At 47.0% G+C, this 15,556-nt stretch carries 18 protein-coding genes; 11 read left to right on the forward strand and 7 right to left on the reverse strand.

What is annotated here, in order from left to right; translation table 11 throughout:
- The first annotated feature begins 60 nt into the window (after positions 1–60).
- From hemH to mutY, 4 genes are all read left to right on the forward strand, one after another.
- Positions 61–1,227, forward strand: a complete 1,167-nt coding sequence (gene hemH / locus PMG25_RS00250; protein WP_283764908.1) for a ferrochelatase — start codon at positions 61–63, stop codon at positions 1,225–1,227.
- Between the two features lie 105 nt (positions 1,228–1,332).
- Entirely contained in the window at positions 1,333–1,719 is a 387-nt protein-coding gene (gene folB / locus PMG25_RS00255; protein ID WP_283764909.1) for a dihydroneopterin aldolase, read from the forward strand.
- A 205-nt stretch (positions 1,720–1,924) separates the two neighbouring features.
- The gene (locus PMG25_RS00260; RefSeq protein WP_283764910.1) at positions 1,925–2,266 is read left to right on the forward strand and encodes a DUF760 domain-containing protein; all 342 of its coding nucleotides are present in this window, start codon (positions 1,925–1,927) and stop codon (positions 2,264–2,266) included.
- Positions 2,267–2,299: 33 nt separating this feature from the next.
- The gene (gene mutY, locus PMG25_RS00265; protein WP_283764911.1) at positions 2,300–3,433 is read left to right on the forward strand and encodes an A/G-specific adenine glycosylase; all 1,134 of its coding nucleotides are present in this window, start codon (positions 2,300–2,302) and stop codon (positions 3,431–3,433) included.
- Positions 3,434–3,482: 49 nt separating this feature from the next.
- Here mutY and PMG25_RS00270 read toward each other — a convergent pair whose 3' ends face one another.
- The 4 genes from PMG25_RS00270 to PMG25_RS00285 form a co-directional block, all read right to left on the reverse strand.
- Positions 3,483–3,917: a DUF4332 domain-containing protein gene (locus PMG25_RS00270; protein ID WP_283764912.1), complete on the reverse strand. Its 435-nt coding sequence runs from the start codon at positions 3,915–3,917 to the stop codon at positions 3,483–3,485.
- On the reverse strand, positions 3,914–5,236 hold the full coding sequence (locus tag PMG25_RS00275; RefSeq protein ID WP_283764913.1) for an anthranilate synthase component I family protein: 1,323 nt from the start codon (positions 5,234–5,236) through the stop codon (positions 3,914–3,916). The genes PMG25_RS00270 and PMG25_RS00275 overlap by 4 nt, the downstream gene beginning before the upstream one ends.
- Positions 5,237–5,345: 109 nt before the next feature.
- Positions 5,346–6,338, reverse strand: a complete 993-nt coding sequence (locus PMG25_RS00280; protein WP_283764914.1) for a pentapeptide repeat-containing protein — start codon at positions 6,336–6,338, stop codon at positions 5,346–5,348.
- Between the two features lie 71 nt (positions 6,339–6,409).
- Positions 6,410–7,264, reverse strand: a complete 855-nt coding sequence (locus tag PMG25_RS00285; RefSeq protein ID WP_283764915.1) for a hypothetical protein — start codon at positions 7,262–7,264, stop codon at positions 6,410–6,412.
- Between the two features lie 284 nt (positions 7,265–7,548).
- Between PMG25_RS00285 and PMG25_RS00290 the strand changes: the two genes are divergently transcribed.
- Both PMG25_RS00290 and PMG25_RS00295 read left to right on the forward strand, forming a co-directional pair.
- Complete coding sequence (locus PMG25_RS00290; protein ID WP_283764916.1) at positions 7,549–8,469, forward strand: histone deacetylase family protein; 921 nt, start codon at positions 7,549–7,551, stop codon at positions 8,467–8,469.
- An 11-nt stretch (positions 8,470–8,480) separates the two neighbouring features.
- Positions 8,481–8,735, forward strand: coding sequence for a hypothetical protein (locus tag PMG25_RS00295; protein WP_283764917.1), 255 nt, complete (start codon positions 8,481–8,483; stop codon positions 8,733–8,735).
- Positions 8,736–8,903: 168 nt separating this feature from the next.
- Here PMG25_RS00295 and PMG25_RS00300 read toward each other — a convergent pair whose 3' ends face one another.
- The gene (locus PMG25_RS00300; RefSeq protein ID WP_347178702.1) at positions 8,904–9,584 is read right to left on the reverse strand and encodes an HAS-barrel domain-containing protein; all 681 of its coding nucleotides are present in this window, start codon (positions 9,582–9,584) and stop codon (positions 8,904–8,906) included.
- A 304-nt stretch (positions 9,585–9,888) separates the two neighbouring features.
- Positions 9,889–10,014, reverse strand: a complete 126-nt coding sequence (locus PMG25_RS00305; protein WP_283764919.1) for a hypothetical protein — start codon at positions 10,012–10,014, stop codon at positions 9,889–9,891.
- A 51-nt stretch (positions 10,015–10,065) separates the two neighbouring features.
- Here PMG25_RS00305 and PMG25_RS00310 point away from each other — a divergent pair, with 51 nt between their 5' ends.
- Genes PMG25_RS00310 through PMG25_RS00330 form a run of 5 tightly spaced genes read left to right on the forward strand, consistent with a single transcriptional unit; the run spans position 10,066 to position 14,604 of the window.
- On the forward strand, positions 10,066–10,908 hold the full coding sequence (locus tag PMG25_RS00310; RefSeq protein ID WP_283764920.1) for a YaaW family protein: 843 nt from the start codon (positions 10,066–10,068) through the stop codon (positions 10,906–10,908).
- Positions 10,905–12,149 (forward strand): O-antigen ligase family protein, encoded by a 1,245-nt coding sequence (locus PMG25_RS00315; protein ID WP_283764921.1) that lies wholly within the window; start codon positions 10,905–10,907, stop codon positions 12,147–12,149. Before PMG25_RS00310 ends, PMG25_RS00315 begins: the two co-directional genes overlap by 4 nt.
- A gap of 55 nt (positions 12,150–12,204) precedes the next feature.
- Positions 12,205–12,828, forward strand: a complete 624-nt coding sequence (locus PMG25_RS00320; protein WP_283764922.1) for a Uma2 family endonuclease — start codon at positions 12,205–12,207, stop codon at positions 12,826–12,828.
- Between the two features lie 9 nt (positions 12,829–12,837).
- Positions 12,838–13,749 carry a serine hydrolase gene (locus PMG25_RS00325; protein WP_283764923.1) on the forward strand — a complete coding sequence of 304 codons (912 nt, stop codon included), beginning with the start codon at positions 12,838–12,840 and terminating at the stop codon, positions 13,747–13,749.
- Between the two features lie 51 nt (positions 13,750–13,800).
- A complete protein-coding gene (locus tag PMG25_RS00330; protein ID WP_283764924.1) occupies positions 13,801–14,604 on the forward strand; it encodes a hypothetical protein in 804 nt (267 codons plus the stop codon).
- Between the two features lie 18 nt (positions 14,605–14,622).
- Here the strand turns inward: PMG25_RS00330 and PMG25_RS00335 are convergent, their stop codons facing one another.
- A complete protein-coding gene (locus PMG25_RS00335; protein ID WP_283764925.1) occupies positions 14,623–15,501 on the reverse strand; it encodes a tRNA-dependent cyclodipeptide synthase in 879 nt (292 codons plus the stop codon).
- Positions 15,502–15,556 lie beyond the last annotated feature (55 nt).

A 15,556-nucleotide genomic window follows, 5' to 3' on the forward strand; every position in this document is an offset into this window, starting at 1 on the left:
TTAATGTTAAAATCAGTAACAAACATGAGATAGTTATTTACAAAGGGAACCGAAGAAATTATGGGTCGTGTTGGGGTTTTACTCTTAAACTTAGGTGGGCCGGAAAAATTAGAGGATGTTCGCCCGTTCTTGTTTAATCTATTTTCCGATCCAGAAATTATTCGCCTGCCGGTGGCCTGGTTACAGAAACCCCTAGCCTGGTTGATTTCCAGTAGTCGCTACAAAAAATCTCAAGAAAATTATAAGCAAATCGGTGGCGGGTCTCCCCTACGCAGAATTACGGAAGAACAAGCCCAAGCCCTGGAAGCGAGTTTAGCCAAAAAGGGACAAGAGGCGAAAATTTATGTGGGAATGCGCTACTGGTATCCGTTTACAGAAGATGCGATCGCCGAAATCAAACAAGATAAAATCGATCATCTGGTCATTCTCCCCCTCTATCCCCAGTTTTCCATTAGCACCAGTGGTTCGAGTTTCCGAGTTTTGGAAAGACTATGGGAAAAAGACCGAGTATTGGGGAATAACGTTAAATATAGCCTGATTTCCTCCTGGTACGATCGCCCCGGCTATCTCCAAGCCATGGCAGACTTGATTGCCCAGCAATTAGATCAATTTGAACATCCCGATCAAGTCCATCTGTTTTTTAGCGCCCATGGGGTTCCCGTCAGCTATGTAGAAGAAGCAGGCGATCCCTATCAACGAGAAATCGAAGCCTGTACGTCCCTCATTGTCAAAACTCTGAACCGCCCCAATCCCCATACCCTAGCCTATCAAAGCCGTGTTGGCCCAGTAGAATGGCTACAACCCTATACGGAAGATGCCCTACAAGAATTGGGCGAAAAACAGGTGAAAGATGTCTTAGTGATTCCCATTAGCTTTGTGAGCGAACATATTGAAACCCTGCAAGAAATCGATATTGAATATCGAGAAGTGGCAGAAGAAGCCGGAATTAGCAATTTCCGCCGCGTCCCTGCTCTCGATACCCATGCCGGATTTATTGACGATTTAGCCGATTTAGTGCTTGATTCGCTCAACTCTCCGAGCCAGAAATTCTCCGATGTGGTGCGTCCTTCTGAAGAACTGAAAATGTATCCTCAAGAGCGCTGGGAAATGGGAATCACCACTAGCGCCGAAGTCTGGAATGGTCGGTTGGCAATGTTGGGCTTTATTGCCTTACTGGTAGAGTTGTTCAGTGGAAAAGGGATCTTACATGCGATCGGTATTTTGTAGCAGTTTTTCCTACTTCCTTGTTCTCACGTGATTCCATTGCCAGGGGAGACCAGACAATGGGATAATCAATCCCATCAGCTCTGTATCCCTGCCCTTAACCCCATCATGGATTGTATTCACGTCTCCAATATTCGCTGTTATGGATATATTGGCTACTTACCCGAAGAAAAAATACTCGGACAATGGTTTACCGTCGATCTATCCTTGTGGTTAGATTTATCGGTCTCTGGGCAGAGTGATAATATCAATGACACCTTCAATTACTGTGAAGCCATTGACCGGGTTAAGACCATCGTGAGCAGCAATAAATTTGACTTAATTGAAAAGCTGGCTACGGCGATCGCCGATGACCTGCTGAACCTGGAAAACCAACCCCACCAACGCCCAGCTCTACAAAAAGTCGGCGTGCGCGTGATCAAATCTCCTCCCATACCCGACTTTGGTGGCCAGGTTACCATTGACATTACACGAGAGAATCCCAAATTCGCCTAATCCCGGTCAACCAGGAAGATCCGCCATTTTCAGAGGGGTTATCGGCTCCCCGCCTTTACCAAGAAACTGTTACATTAGTTTATAAGCATAACGATTGACAAAACAGCACAGTAGTGACCTGTTACTATGACTCAATCTCGAATGCAAAAGCGGCTCCGACCTAAAAGGCTAGAAGTTGTCGCGGTGAACTGTACGGAGGTCTAACGTGAATAACCCGTCGAATCAAAATCCTGAATTATTTCAGGGCGACACTGACAATAACTTATTATGGGATTATGTTCAATCTTTGAGTCCGGAAACCGTGGCTCAACTCTCTAAACCTACCTCTTCCGAAGTTTTCCAAGTCATGGAAAACAACATCATTGGACTTCTGGGCCATCTTCCGTCAGAACAATTTGGGGTTACCGTAACCACCAACCGAGAAAACCTCGGCCGCCTCTTAGCCTCCGCCATGATCAGTGGCTATTTTTTGCGTAATGCAGAACAGCGTATGATGTTTGAACATACCTGGTCAGCCTCTGAATCTCACGGAGCTGAGACTGAGTAAGGTTTACTGAAGTCAAGTTTCCAGCAGGTTCAGGTGTCTTCATTTTCTCCATCCCCACAAACTCCTTGGACGTTTCCTGAACCTGCTGTTCTGGAGTTCCTCAGAGCAGCTCTACTGCACTGGTATGATGATGCAGGTCGGGTCTTGCCTTGGCGAAAAGAGCGAGACCCTTACCGGATTTGGATTTCCGAGATTATGCTCCAGCAAACCCAAGTGAAGACGGTTTTACCCTATTACGATCGCTGGTTGCAAGCCTTTCCTACCCTAGAAACCTTAGCCCAAGCTGACCGACAACAGGTGCTGAAACTCTGGGAAGGATTGGGTTATTATAGCCGGGCGCGGAATCTCCATCAGGCTGCCCAGCAAGTGATGGAAAAGCATCAGGGCATTTTTCCCCAACAGTTAGAACCAGTCTTAAGCTTACCGGGTATTGGCCGCACCACGGCTGGGGGCATTCTCAGCGCTGCCTTTAATCAACCCATTTCTATATTAGATGGCAATGTTAAACGCATCTTCGCTAGACTAACAACGCTACCGAAGCCCCCAGGGAAAGCTCAGAAACAGCTTTGGCAATTATCGGATGCTATGGTAGATCGGGAGAATCCCAGAGACTTTAATCAAGCCCTGATGGACTTAGGAGCAACAATTTGTACTCCGAAAGCGCCAAAATGCGATCGCTGTCCCTGGAGTCCCCATTGTCTCGCCCATCAAACCGGAACCCCTACCCATTGGCCCATGCGTGAAACTCCCCCTGTTCGCCCTCACAAAAACATCGGTGTTGCCGTCATCTGGAATGATCGAGGACAACTGCTCATTGACCGTCGTTTAGACCAAGGATTACTCGGCGGTTTGTGGGAGTTCCCTGGCGGCAAACTCGAACCGGATGAAACTCTACCAGAGTGTATTAAACGGGAAATTCAAGAAGAACTTGCCATAGACATAGAAGTGGGCGATCATCTGATTACTATTGACCATGCCTATACCCATTTTCGGGTCACCTTAAATGTCTATAATTGTCGCCACTGTTCGGGGACACCTCAAGCCATAGAATGCCAAGACATTCGTTGGGTGACTTTAGAAGAATTAGATCAATTTCCCTTTCCCAAAGCCAATCTAAAAATTATTCAAGCCCTACGTGAGCAAGGAGTATGGCAGTCAAATGAGTAATACAGCGCTTTGCGCTGTAATGTACCTCATAGTAGAGGAAATTGCTGTATTACCCATTGATTTTTTTTGCCTCATAAATCCATTGAGCGACTTTATCTACCGATGGACAAAGATCGCGGCGCTGCATGAGAGAAACTTGTAATTTCAGCACTTGACGATGTAACTGAGGAGCAGACATCTGGGAAAGTTGGGCTACTGATGCAACTCCGGCATGGAGTAACAAACCATTATACTGACAGCCAATACTTTCGAGTCTGGCTAAGTCCGATAAGGCAATCCATTTATTTAAAACTTGGAGCGGTAATCGCAATTTTTGACCGTATTCGATGCGTTTGGGCATGGGAGTTATTGTTTTGAGCAGATCCGCCGTTGTTTCTAAGCCTAAATCTGATAATTGGCTGTAGTGCTTGGCACTGAGTCCGGGGAGTTGTTCTAGGGGCCAAAAACAAGGCGTGATGGGTTGAGCAGAAGATGGAGCGTTCATGATTCCAAAACTAAGTTGGTTAACATCGTATTCATTTTATTCACAGATTCAATATACTCATTGCGGGCAACCGATTCGGCCATAATTCCTGCACCCGCATTGAGATAAATCCATTCTCCATATTGATAGGCTGACCGAATGGGAATGGCTAAATCTGCCTCTTCTTGAGAGTTGATCCAGCCGATCGCCCCAGCATAAATGCCTCTGGGTTCGGTTTCTAGGCGATCGATCCAGGAGATCGCCACCTCCTTCTCAATTCCCGAAACCGTTACCCCCGGAAACAACACCTTCAGGGCATCCCAGAGAGAGTGATTAGAGCGCAATTGACCTTGAACTTCGGATGATAAATGCTGTACCCATCGGTACTGCTTCACCTGCATAAAGTCCATTACTTTGACCGTCCCCGGTGTACAAACCTGCTGCATTTCATCTTGTACCAACCAAATGGACAGAGCATGTTCTTTAACTTCCTTCGCATCCGCAAATAACTGGCGTTTGAGCTGTTCATCTGCTTCTGGAGTCTCTCCCCTGGGGCGAGTTCCCGCTACGGGATTGGTCATTAATGTTCGCCCCTTCAAGGGATCGTGGGATAATTGCATCAAAATTTCTGGACTAAAGCCTACCGTCCTTACTCCAGGAAGGTGCAACCCATAGGAACGAAGAGCCTGATTCTGTTGATTCCCCAGGATATAGGTTCCTAAAATATCTAAATTGCCCTTGAGTTTCACGGAGCGAGAGAGAATCGCCTTATGTAATTCCCCTTGATGAATTGCGGCTTGCAGGGTTTCTACTTGGGTCTGATATTGGTCTCGATCGGTCAAGACTAATTCTGGCCTTGTCCGACTCTGGGTCGTTCTACATTCAGAATCCTGTAATAACTTACAAACCGGTTCAGGAGACTCTAGGGTACGCACAAGAATCCGATCGGAAGTCATAATCACTTCTGTCGCAGGCACAAAAAAATACAGTAGGGGGCCGGCGATCGCCTTCCGATACGGATAATAATAGCGAACACAATCAAAACTCACATAACCATAGGCTGTCCACTGCTCCAGAGGAATCGAAGCTAAGGCCTCTTCCACCTGCTTCAACGGGTCATCCACGGGAAAATATCGATCCTCAATCAGCCCTTGGAGCGTTACCTGCTGGAGATCCACCGAAACGGCGATCGCCCGATTCCCCGCAAATCGTACCACTTCCTCACTCTGATACACGCCGTATTCAGAAAAGAGCCTAGACTCAATTAACGTCTGTAATACACCTAATGGTTCCCTCTGACCAGGGAGTAACACTTCATTGTAAGTCCAGGTTCTGCCCATGTTTGGTAAAAGACAGCGAGGGGTGAGAGGGAACAGTGCCGCAATAGGCCCTTTCGATTCTCCCATCGATCGCCAACTCTGGTCAATTTAATTTAACCCGCTCTATCCATCAACGGTTAATCGAACCATCCGGTAGAGTCGCACCCCGCAACGTTGCCCCCATCAAATTAGCGCTACTCAACTCCGCATTAAACAAATTCGCCTCAGCTAAATTCGCCCCACTCAAATCCGCTCGTCCCAAATAAGCATCAATCAACTCAACTTTCTTCAACATGGCATTGCGGAACGTTACCCGACTCAAATCTGCCCGATTCAAACGTGCCATCGTTAAATCCGACTCGTCCAAATTCACCCGATTCATCTTCGCATCCGCCAACAGAGCGCCCTGCAAATTCACCCGCATTAAATCCGCATCAATCAAGTTCACCCGTTCCATCCTGGCATCGGCCAAATTGGCATAGCGTAAATTCGCTTGACTGAGCAGAGCTTCCGTAAAAAAGGCTCCCTGCAAATTCGCGCCCTGTAAATTTGCTCCCGTTAAATCCGCCTCTCGCAACGTTGCCTCACTTAAATTCGCCTCACTGAGATCCACCTTAGACAAATCGGCCCCTGACAAATTCACCCCCCGTAAATCTGCCCGATGCAAGGTCGTTCCCCGCAAAAACGACATATAAGCCCGGCGCTCTTCTCGTAAATTGGCCCCCCTTAAACAAGCCCCCGTTAAATTAGCGCCACTTAAATCTGCCCCGCGCAAATCCACTTCCATCAGATTGGCATCCACCAAATTCGCCAAGGTTAAATCCGTCATCCGCAGATCGGCTTTTTGCAACGTTGTGCCATGTAAATCCGCATCATGTAACTTCGCCGAAGTCATACTGGCTTGGGTTAAATTCGCGCCTCCCAATTGAGTTCCCATTAAATTCGCCCGATTTAAGTTCGCTCGATTGAGATAGGCAAACATTAAATTGGCTCCTTGTAAATCCGCTTGATACAAGTAAATCCCAATCAAATCGGCTCCTCTCAAATTGGCGCGATTGAGCTTTGCACCCGCAAATTTTTGCTCTCCAGATTCATAGCGCTTAATCAGTTCCTGAGCGTTCATACGTCCTCTTCATGCCCTTGATGGATAGTTGGCCAATCATGCCCAAATAATTTTGCTAATAGATTTTGCCCCTAGGAAGGCAAGATACGACGAGTTGATTCGGGTTCGAGATCGCTAAAATTAGAGGAGTTTTGAACCCTTGTCCCCCTTAACTCTCCAGGATTACGGTAAGCCTTAGCTCGATTTACCGCATCTTCCATTCCTGGTTCCCAATCTTGATAAAACCGCCCCATACATTGGAGGATAGCTCCGGCAGCTTGATTACATTCCATGCTGTCTTCTTGGGCGTTATTGGCCGTCTCACACAGACATGCTTCTAATTTGGCAAAGGTTTCACACTGTTCGTAGATGCGATAGAGCAAGCTATCGAGGTTTTCGGTTTTCAGGTTCACCCAATCTTGTTCTTCTAAATGAGATTTTTGGTGTAACGCAGAAAATAATAGGATCTTAGCTCGGAGGGGATTGGTATATCGCACCAGGTCTAAACGGAGATTGAAGGGATCATAACCGGTGCGAATTTGAGTGTTTACTGGTGGATCGACAACAGGTGCAGAACTGGGTAGAGGCTGATGAGAGGCTAGGGTAATATGGGTCGGGGGAGCCGTGTATACTTGGGTGGCTTCTTCGGTATCGGGATAGACTTTGCCGACAATCAGAATAATACTGTTGGCGATCGCCTGATATTCTTGTCTTTTATTCAGGGTATTAGCAATCCGTTGTAGGGCTTCACTGAGATCCTCTAGAGTGGGATATTTATCAATCACTGATTCGAGTAGCGCCTGCAAAGACACAGCTTGTAAGCGTTTAGCATCATTTTCCCAAATATCTTGCCAGGCACAGACTAGCATTTTCTTCATCCGCAGGGATTCGGGATGACGTTCGATTTCGTTGGTAATTTGCGGTAGAGCAGAGGATAGAGAAAGCATGATGAGCCAATGTCGTGTTCTGTTGGGTTGCGAGAGTGATTGCGGGGAGAAAAAATCCCGTAATTCCCCAGAAGGGGGTTGGCTTTTATTTTAATACCAGTTGTTCATACTGCATCGATCCTTTAGAAAAGCTTACAAATTCCATGGGAGATGGGGGGATGGGGAGATGGGGGGATGGGGGAGTGAGTAGACCTAAAAACTGTTAATTGTTAATTGAATGCTAAGGAGTGTTTAGGGCTATAAAATAGAAACAAATTTAAAGTGGGTGAGAATCAGGGGCTTGTATGTCATTTCCAATTATTTATTCTGAGGAATTTTTGCGTCATGATACGGGACGACATCCGGAGAGGGCGGAGCGTCTGGGGGCGATCGCCGATTTGCTAAAATCTAGTCTATCGGCCGAATCTCTTGATTGGCGATCGCCGACTCCCGTAGATGTGCGCCCAGTTTTACCCTGGATAGAGCAGATCCATACCCGCGAACATATTCAACGGGTGCGAGAAATTGCCCAAAAAGGAGGGGGGTTACTCGATGGGGATACCCCGATTTCGGCTCAGAGTTATGATGTGGCACTATTAGCCGTGAATGGTTGGATCGATGGTGTAGAGCAGGTTTTAGCCACAGGAAATCCGGCATTTGTGTTGGCACGTCCTCCGGGACATCACGCAGAATCGGAACGGGGGATGGGATTTTGTTTGTTTTCTAATGCGGCGATCGCCGCTCACTATGCTTTAGCACAACCGGGAGTCGAGCGAGTCGCTATTCTAGACTGGGATGTTCATCATGGGAATGGCACTCAGGCGATCGTTCAAAGTCATCGGCAAATTGCCTATTGTTCTCTCCATCAGTTTCCCTTTTATCCGGGAACCGGTAGAGCCACAGAGCGGGGAGAGTATAAAAATGTTTTAAATATTCCTTTACCTCCAGGCTCTGGAATGGCAGAGTATTGGCCCCCCTTTGAGAGTCAAGCCATCCCCTTTTTAGAGCAGTTTAACCCCGATTTGTTGATCGTTAGTGCCGGTTATGATGCCACCAAAGACGATCCCTTAGCGAGTATGCATTTGGTTCCCGATGATTATGGCACATTCACCCAAGCTTGTTTACAACTTACCTCCAAAATTCTGTTTGGTTTGGAGGGAGGTTATAATTTATCAAGTTTATCCGAGTCAGTGATGGCAACGATCGCCGCTTGTTTGCAAAAATAGCATGAAATCTGATGAAAGTTACCGTTGATATTCCAGCGATCGCCCTCTCTCAGTTAGTGGCTCCCACTCTAATGGAGCCGCGCATTACTTTGAACAATATTTCTTGGCAACAGTATGAAACTCTGGTGACAACGCTCTCTCCCTCCCGCAATTTGCGCCTGAGTTATAACCAAGGACTATTAGAAATAATGACCACTTCTTCGCAACATGAAAGGATTAGAAGTCTCATTAGAAGACTTCTGGAAACCTATGCTTGGAGGGAATAGGCAATAGGCAATAGGCAATAGGGAATAGGGAATAGGGAATAGGGAATAGGGTCAGAGAATGGGATCAGCCCTGGCTATAACGAAAGATATCGAACAAGCTATCCATGCCGTTTTCCATGATTTGTAAATACTATAGCGCGAAGCGCTATAATTGCTAATTGCTAATTATTAATTGATATAAACTTGACTGAGGATATAGCGTAGGCGATCGTAATCATCTTTGAGTAAAAGGCTCAAATTTCGCCCCGCTTGCACTAACCAAGAGTGTTCCGTATGGCGCAGTTGGTAAATATTTCTCAGGGTAGCTGCAATTAGCCCATCAACCGGCGTTCCAGGAATTTCTAGTAAAATGCGGATAAAGTCCAATTGCTCGCTAAAGCGAATCACTTCATCCGGATGACATTGATAAACCGCTTGGTGAATTTGGGGAGGACGAGGGGGTAAATGCTGATAAACTCTAGAGCGAGAATTCCGAGATTCTAGGGTTTCAAATCCGACGATCGCCGCTCGAAACTCAGTTTTGAGCATAGCAAAAATTTGCGGTTGCTCTGCTCGCAGTTGTTCTAGGGAGAGTCCCAACGCTCTAGCGCGGTGGATCGAGTCAATGGGGGTAGTGGTAGCATGATAAACCACGGCATACACCCAATAACCTGCATCCGTTTCTGGGGAGGTTTCTGGAGTGACACCGAGCGATCGCACCAAAGAGCCAAACGCTGGCATCATGGGAAAGTTGAGATCTTCCGGTTCCAGACATTGGGCTAAAAATTCCGATGTTGCCGTTTCGATCACCTCAGCGATATGATTTTGGGGGCGATCGGTGATGGAAGTTTGAGTTAAGGGTAAGCGCATAGCGATCGCAGATGGGGAGATTAGGAAGATGGCCAATTATCCATTACCCAATAGTAATATCAAATCCGAATAATCAGTTACACTATGTCATTGCGAATGGAACGCAGTGGAATGAAGCAATCGCACAATCCCCGAATCTTGGCGTTTGGGCTTTGCGGAAATGCTTCCCTCCGGTCGCAATGACAAGTCTTTAAAACAACGGATTTGATATAACAAGGGGCGGGTTCACCCAGATTTTGGACACCCAACCCTCAACCCCGTAAACCTGCCCCCAACCCTGGCAATCGGCGATCGTGAGAATAGCCTACCCGTGGCTCAAGGTCTGGCGAGCTAGGGATGGCGATCGCACGGTAGAATAGAGAGCGGACTTCAACCGAACTTTAAAATCTCCAATAGTATTAACCGTTTTCAAATCGTCTTTACTGTACATTCTATAAATAATCTTTGTTGACCAACCCCCAATTCAGTTGAGGTAAAGAATGTGGATGAACTCAGAACAGTCCTAGAACTAGCCACAGAAGAAGAGTTACAACAATTAACCCATCTCCTCTTTGAGCGCAAGCTCAACCCCCTAGATTATGTTTATACCCCCGATCCGATCGCCGTTCAAAGTCAAACCCGCCAACAGTGGATTGATGCCATAGAAGAGCGCTTCCAATTCTTAGCTGCTGATGGGTTCACGGTTTTGCGGGGACAAACTCAGAAAATCACCTATCGGCAAGTCCTCCTGCAAGTCTGTCACTATCTGAAACTCCCCTATTCCCAAGAACTCTCCACCACAGAACTGGAAGCGGAAATCTTTTTACACCTGATTCGGCGCTCCTGGAAAAAGCTGCCAGCCGAGCAAAAACGGGGCTTAAAGGAACGCATCCGTAAAGCGCTTGCAAAATCAGATTTTGCTGAACCTCTACCTTTATCGGCTCAGAAAGACCCGATTGCCGTATTTTTGAAAGGAGGGTGCGCCTTAGCCGTCAATTCCGTCATTCGTCCCCTATTGGTGCAAAAACTGGCCCAACAATTTGCCCTTCATTTTGCCGCCTATCAAGCCGCGAAACAAGCTCTAGTCCGGGGTGGGGCGATCGCCGCCACCAAAATTCAATCCCAAATTGTCCTGCAAAAAGCCACCTTCGGCATGGCCAGCAATGCCGCTCGCTATGGGGCAGCCAGAACCCTATTCGCTGTCCTCGGCCCCGCGCTGTGGGCCTGGTTTTTTGCCGATCTCGGCTGGCGGGCGATCGCCACTAACTACACCCGCATCATTCCCATGATCTTTGCCCTCGCCCAAATTCGGCTCACCCGTTCCACCGCTTGGGAAATGGCATGACCCCTGCATATCCTCAAAGACCCTGGTTTTATCTCCAAGGTTGGTTAGCCACCTTTGTCTTTAGTCCCTTCTTAGGAGGATTGTTGGGACTCACCTTCCTCTTCGACGTAGGACGAGCGCGAGGAAACCAATCCCTCCGTCGCCCCCTCACCCAAGCCTTAATTATTTTTAGTTTAGGTTTAATCTTCACCTGCTTACTGGGGGAATTTCCTGGAGAAGCAGCCCTCGGTTTAGCCCATTTTCTGCCCTTCATCTTCATCTTGGTCTTCCTCGCCGAGCTGATCGACACCCCCGCTCATCTGCGCCGCATGGCTTCCTGGGTCGTCTTCTCTTCTCTCCCCGTCGCCATCATCGGCTTAGGGCAACAGTTTTGGGGATGGTCAGGGCCGATCCGATGGCTAGGTATCGTCATTGACTGGCCCTTAACCGCAGGCGGTATCCCCCCCGGCCGGGTCTCGTCCGTCTTCAGCTATGCCAACGATCTGGCGGCCTATCTAGTGATTGTCTGGATACTCGCATTAGGATTACTCCTAGAAAAACGTCCCAAAAAACGCTGGTTTTGGATCGGGTTAGGAGTCACCACCGTTTTAGATGGCATCACCCTATTTTTAACCCATTCTCGCAATGCCTGGGCGATCGCCACCTTCGCCGTTTTAGCCTACGCTCTCTATTGGGGATGGCGTAAATTAGTCGCCGCAGTCATAGCCCTCTGTGGACTCATTCTCTGGTCAGCCTTTGGCATCGATCCCTCCCGCCAATGGGCGCGGATCGTAGTCCCCCCCTACATTTGGGCTAGACTCAGCGATGAGATGTTTCCCGACCGTCCATTAGCGCAACTGCGATCGACCCAATGGCAATTCGCGATCGACTTAATTCATCAACGGCCTTTTTTCGGTTGGGGACTGCGGAGTTTCTCCCCCCTCTATGAAACCCAAATGAACTATTGGGTTGGTCATCCCCACAATTTATCTTTAATGCTGTTGTCTGAAATAGGCATTCCCCTAACCATTTGGCTCTTCTGTTTAGTCGGTTGGATCTTAGGTAAAGCGGTCTTACTCTTATCCCATTTACCCCGTCAAACTGAAGGCGCAATCTTGTTTAGTTATCTGCTTGCCTTTGCCGGAATTAGTCTCTTTCATCTTTTAGATATTACCCTCTTTGACTCTCGGATCAATTTCCTCGGCTGGTGGCTCTTAGGATCAATTTTAGGATTAGTTTATAGCAATTCCGGCAGGGAATAGGGAATGGGGAATGGGGAATAGGGAATAGGGAATAGGGAATTAGGAAAAGCGATCTATGACTCAAGCCAAAGCTGAACCAAAATTATACAGTTTTGATGAATTTATAAGCTGGTATCCGGAACACTCAGAAGTCCGATACGAATTGCATGATGGAGTGATTATCGAAATGCCGAAGCCAAAGGGTAAGCATTCAAATTTAACGGGTTCCTTGATTGAGCAACTCTTGATTGTGATTCGGCAGATGGGTAAAGGAGGAATTTGGACAATTCCAAGAGAATCCATTGTCAAACCCAACAGGGAAAAATCGGGTTATGAACCGGACATCATTGTTTTGAACCGAGACCTTATGGGGTTGGAATCTCGATGGGAAAGCGAATCCATTATTCAACATCCTGATTCAGTCAAATTAATTGTCGAAGTTGTTTCAACAAATTGGCGCGATGATTACTACAATAAACTTCGAGATTATGAGGAAATGGGTATCGAGGAATATTGGATTGTTGATTATGCAGCCTTGGGGCCGAGAAAGTTGATCGGCAACCCCAAGCAACCGACATTTTTTGTTTGTAGTCTGGTTGACGGGGAATATCAAATGACTCCCTTTACGGAAGATACTCCCATTGTTTCTCCGAATTTTCCCCAGTTCAATTTATCTGCACAGGATATTTTTAATTTTTAATTGATTAACATGACTTTTTTTCATAAAGATAAAGACTTAGCCCATCTGGGATATCAGATCCTGGATAATACTTGGACAGCCTTTCCGCAATTGAGCCAAGATCAAGTAGCTCTCACGTGGGTGGTTTATGACCCTCCTATTTGCGTGAATACCGGGGGAGCGCTATCGGCTGAAGAGTTTTGGAAGCACCCGGTTAGGGGATTTGAATATCGGGGAAAACAGGCGATCGCCCCTGCTCATGTGGTCACCCTGTTCTATTTAGTCGCTATCTATGAGTGGTTAGAAACCGGGATGGCGGTTTCTAGTCCAGAATTAGAACGGGCAATTCGGGATATGATCCGCGATCGCAACCCCGATGCTACCAGTTTAGTTCTCGATGTCTTAACCGGAACCACCAGCGGCCCAGAGTTTTCCGGAGGCCCCTTTGAAACATGGAAATCCCAGCGCAACATTGTTAACCGCTATTTTCAGTCCTTGGGATGGCCAGAATTAGACTCCATCAATGTCAACCAAAAAAATTGGCATAATGGCGCTTATGGCCGCGATCGCCTCTTTTTAGGCCCGCAAATGGAAAACCAAAATCGTCTCACCACCAACGCTACCGCTCGCCTCTTGCACAGTATCATCGGTGGCGTAGCCGTCTCCTCTAAAGCCTCTCAAGAAATGATGGCCCTGATGCGCCGGGAAATTGACCCCAACCAAGACTCGATCCTTGGTTTTCTCGGTCAAGGGTTACCCCCAACTGCTGCCCTGTGGTCAAAATCAGGATTGATGGGAACCTTGCGCCATGAAAGCGCCTATATTGAAATGGGCGATCGCCAGCCCTATTTACTGGTCATTTTTACCGAACAAAGCCAAAATCCCCATCTCCTTCCCTTTATTTCCCAGCAAGTAGTAGCCGCCATGGGCAATCTAGCTTAAGATATCCCTGGAGCGACTATCCCGTTCATCGAGGAGTGACATTAGATCATCATGGTTTCAAGGCATACTCATTTATATTTATTCCTAAACTTGGCAGCCCTCCTAGCCATTACCCCCCAATCCGCATCCGCCCAAACTTCAGGGTATGCCCCCCTAGAAGCCCCCTATCTGGCTCCAGAGATTCCCGTAACCCCCACTGCCATCAGTCCAGAAGCCTTTGAAGCCACCCTTGACACGGTACGCACCCAAACCCTCCCCAGCGCTCCTGTAACAGCTCCCCAGCAGCTAAAAGCCACCTCCGACTACGAAGTGCCTGGACAAGGCAGTTCCAATGCCCAAGGACTGGGAGAACCCACCGTTTCCGGTGAATTCGCCCAAGCACCAGAAGGTCAGAATAGCTACTCAGTGGAACGGCGGCGCTATGAAAACGCCCAATACTATAACGGCTTTAGCTATATCGGTTTAGGCGGAACTATCGGCTTTCATGGCGACTCTTCCATGGGTAACGCTGGAGGTACAATTTTAAGCCGCGTTGCCTTTACTGAAAACTTCTCCTTCCGTCCCTCAGTGATTATCGGCGATGGTACAAGTCTCACCATTCCCTTCACCTATGATATTCCCTTCAGTCGCGAACCCTACGGCCCGCCAGTGACCCTCTTCATCGGCGGGGGATTTGGCTTCGACCTGAAACATGGCACGCATGGGCCCTTAATTTCCACGGGGATTGATGTTCCCTTTAGCAATAATTTCACTTTTAATGCCACGTTAAATACGGGCTTTTGGGATGAGCGAGCTATTGACTGGGGCTTAACATTAGGATTTGGGTATAACTTCCCTGGTTTACTCTTCCGTTAATCCATAAAAACGGTACTTTCACTTTTTCTTCAGACGCAAGCTCACCCAAATCATACGTTGTAGGGAGTCAGGGACTTCTGGATGTAAACCTTCAGAGATTTCTTCAAAGATTTTGATTGATCCTGGATAGATAAACGGTGAGTCTTGCTCTTCAACCAAGCACGCTAATAAAGCCGATTCTTCAAGGCAGTAAGTGTTAGCTAGGGAAGTTTCTTGACGTTTATCTTCCTTGCCTGGATCTATCTTAATTTCTTTTCCTCGGTTGAGGTAGGCTTGAGAAAACCGATTGACCATTGCTTGGAAAGAAGCATGGTTTTGATAAAGATTTTCAAGTTGCTGATAATACCCAGTAAAGTGGGTGTTATGTATCCTTTCAAGCTCTGAGGTACGTTTGAATTGAAATTGACACTTTTGTGCAGATGACTCAAAATAGTGTTGATTCTGGTTAATAAACTCTTCGCCAGCTTGAAGCGCTTCCTGCAACGCGGTTTCCCCTGCCGATTGATGCCTGACTTCCAGAGTTAGCCGATAGAGACTATCTCCAATAATTACAGTGCAAGTCTGGAAATTTTGATTAATCCACTGGATGCAAGCTGTTAGCCGGTTGCTTTGGATAAAGTTTTTGCTGCCTAAGCTAATTAAGAAAATACAACGTTGATAGTCAGTGAGTGAGTTACGAAGATGGCTGGGAAAGACTTTAGCGACTGAGGCTTTGTAATTAGAAATTTCGCTAGATTTTCTATCTGTTGAGTGTAATGAAGATTGTTTTTGATGAATTGCTTTACCAACTTCCGATTGAATTTGTTTTAATTGTTCTAGGGTAAATTGGTTCCAGTCTAGGTTTTCAAGTAAGTTTTTTGTCGTACTCATTTGAAGGTTTGAGGAATGTGTTACCATTGAAAATCCTCCGAAAAACGTTTTGAAATTCTCTCGTTTTTCAGAGGATACTAGG

Origin of the sequence: Roseofilum capinflatum BLCC-M114 (assembly GCF_030068505.1) — a bacterium.
In the GTDB taxonomy this organism is placed as follows: domain Bacteria; phylum Cyanobacteriota; class Cyanobacteriia; order Cyanobacteriales; family Desertifilaceae; genus Roseofilum; species Roseofilum capinflatum.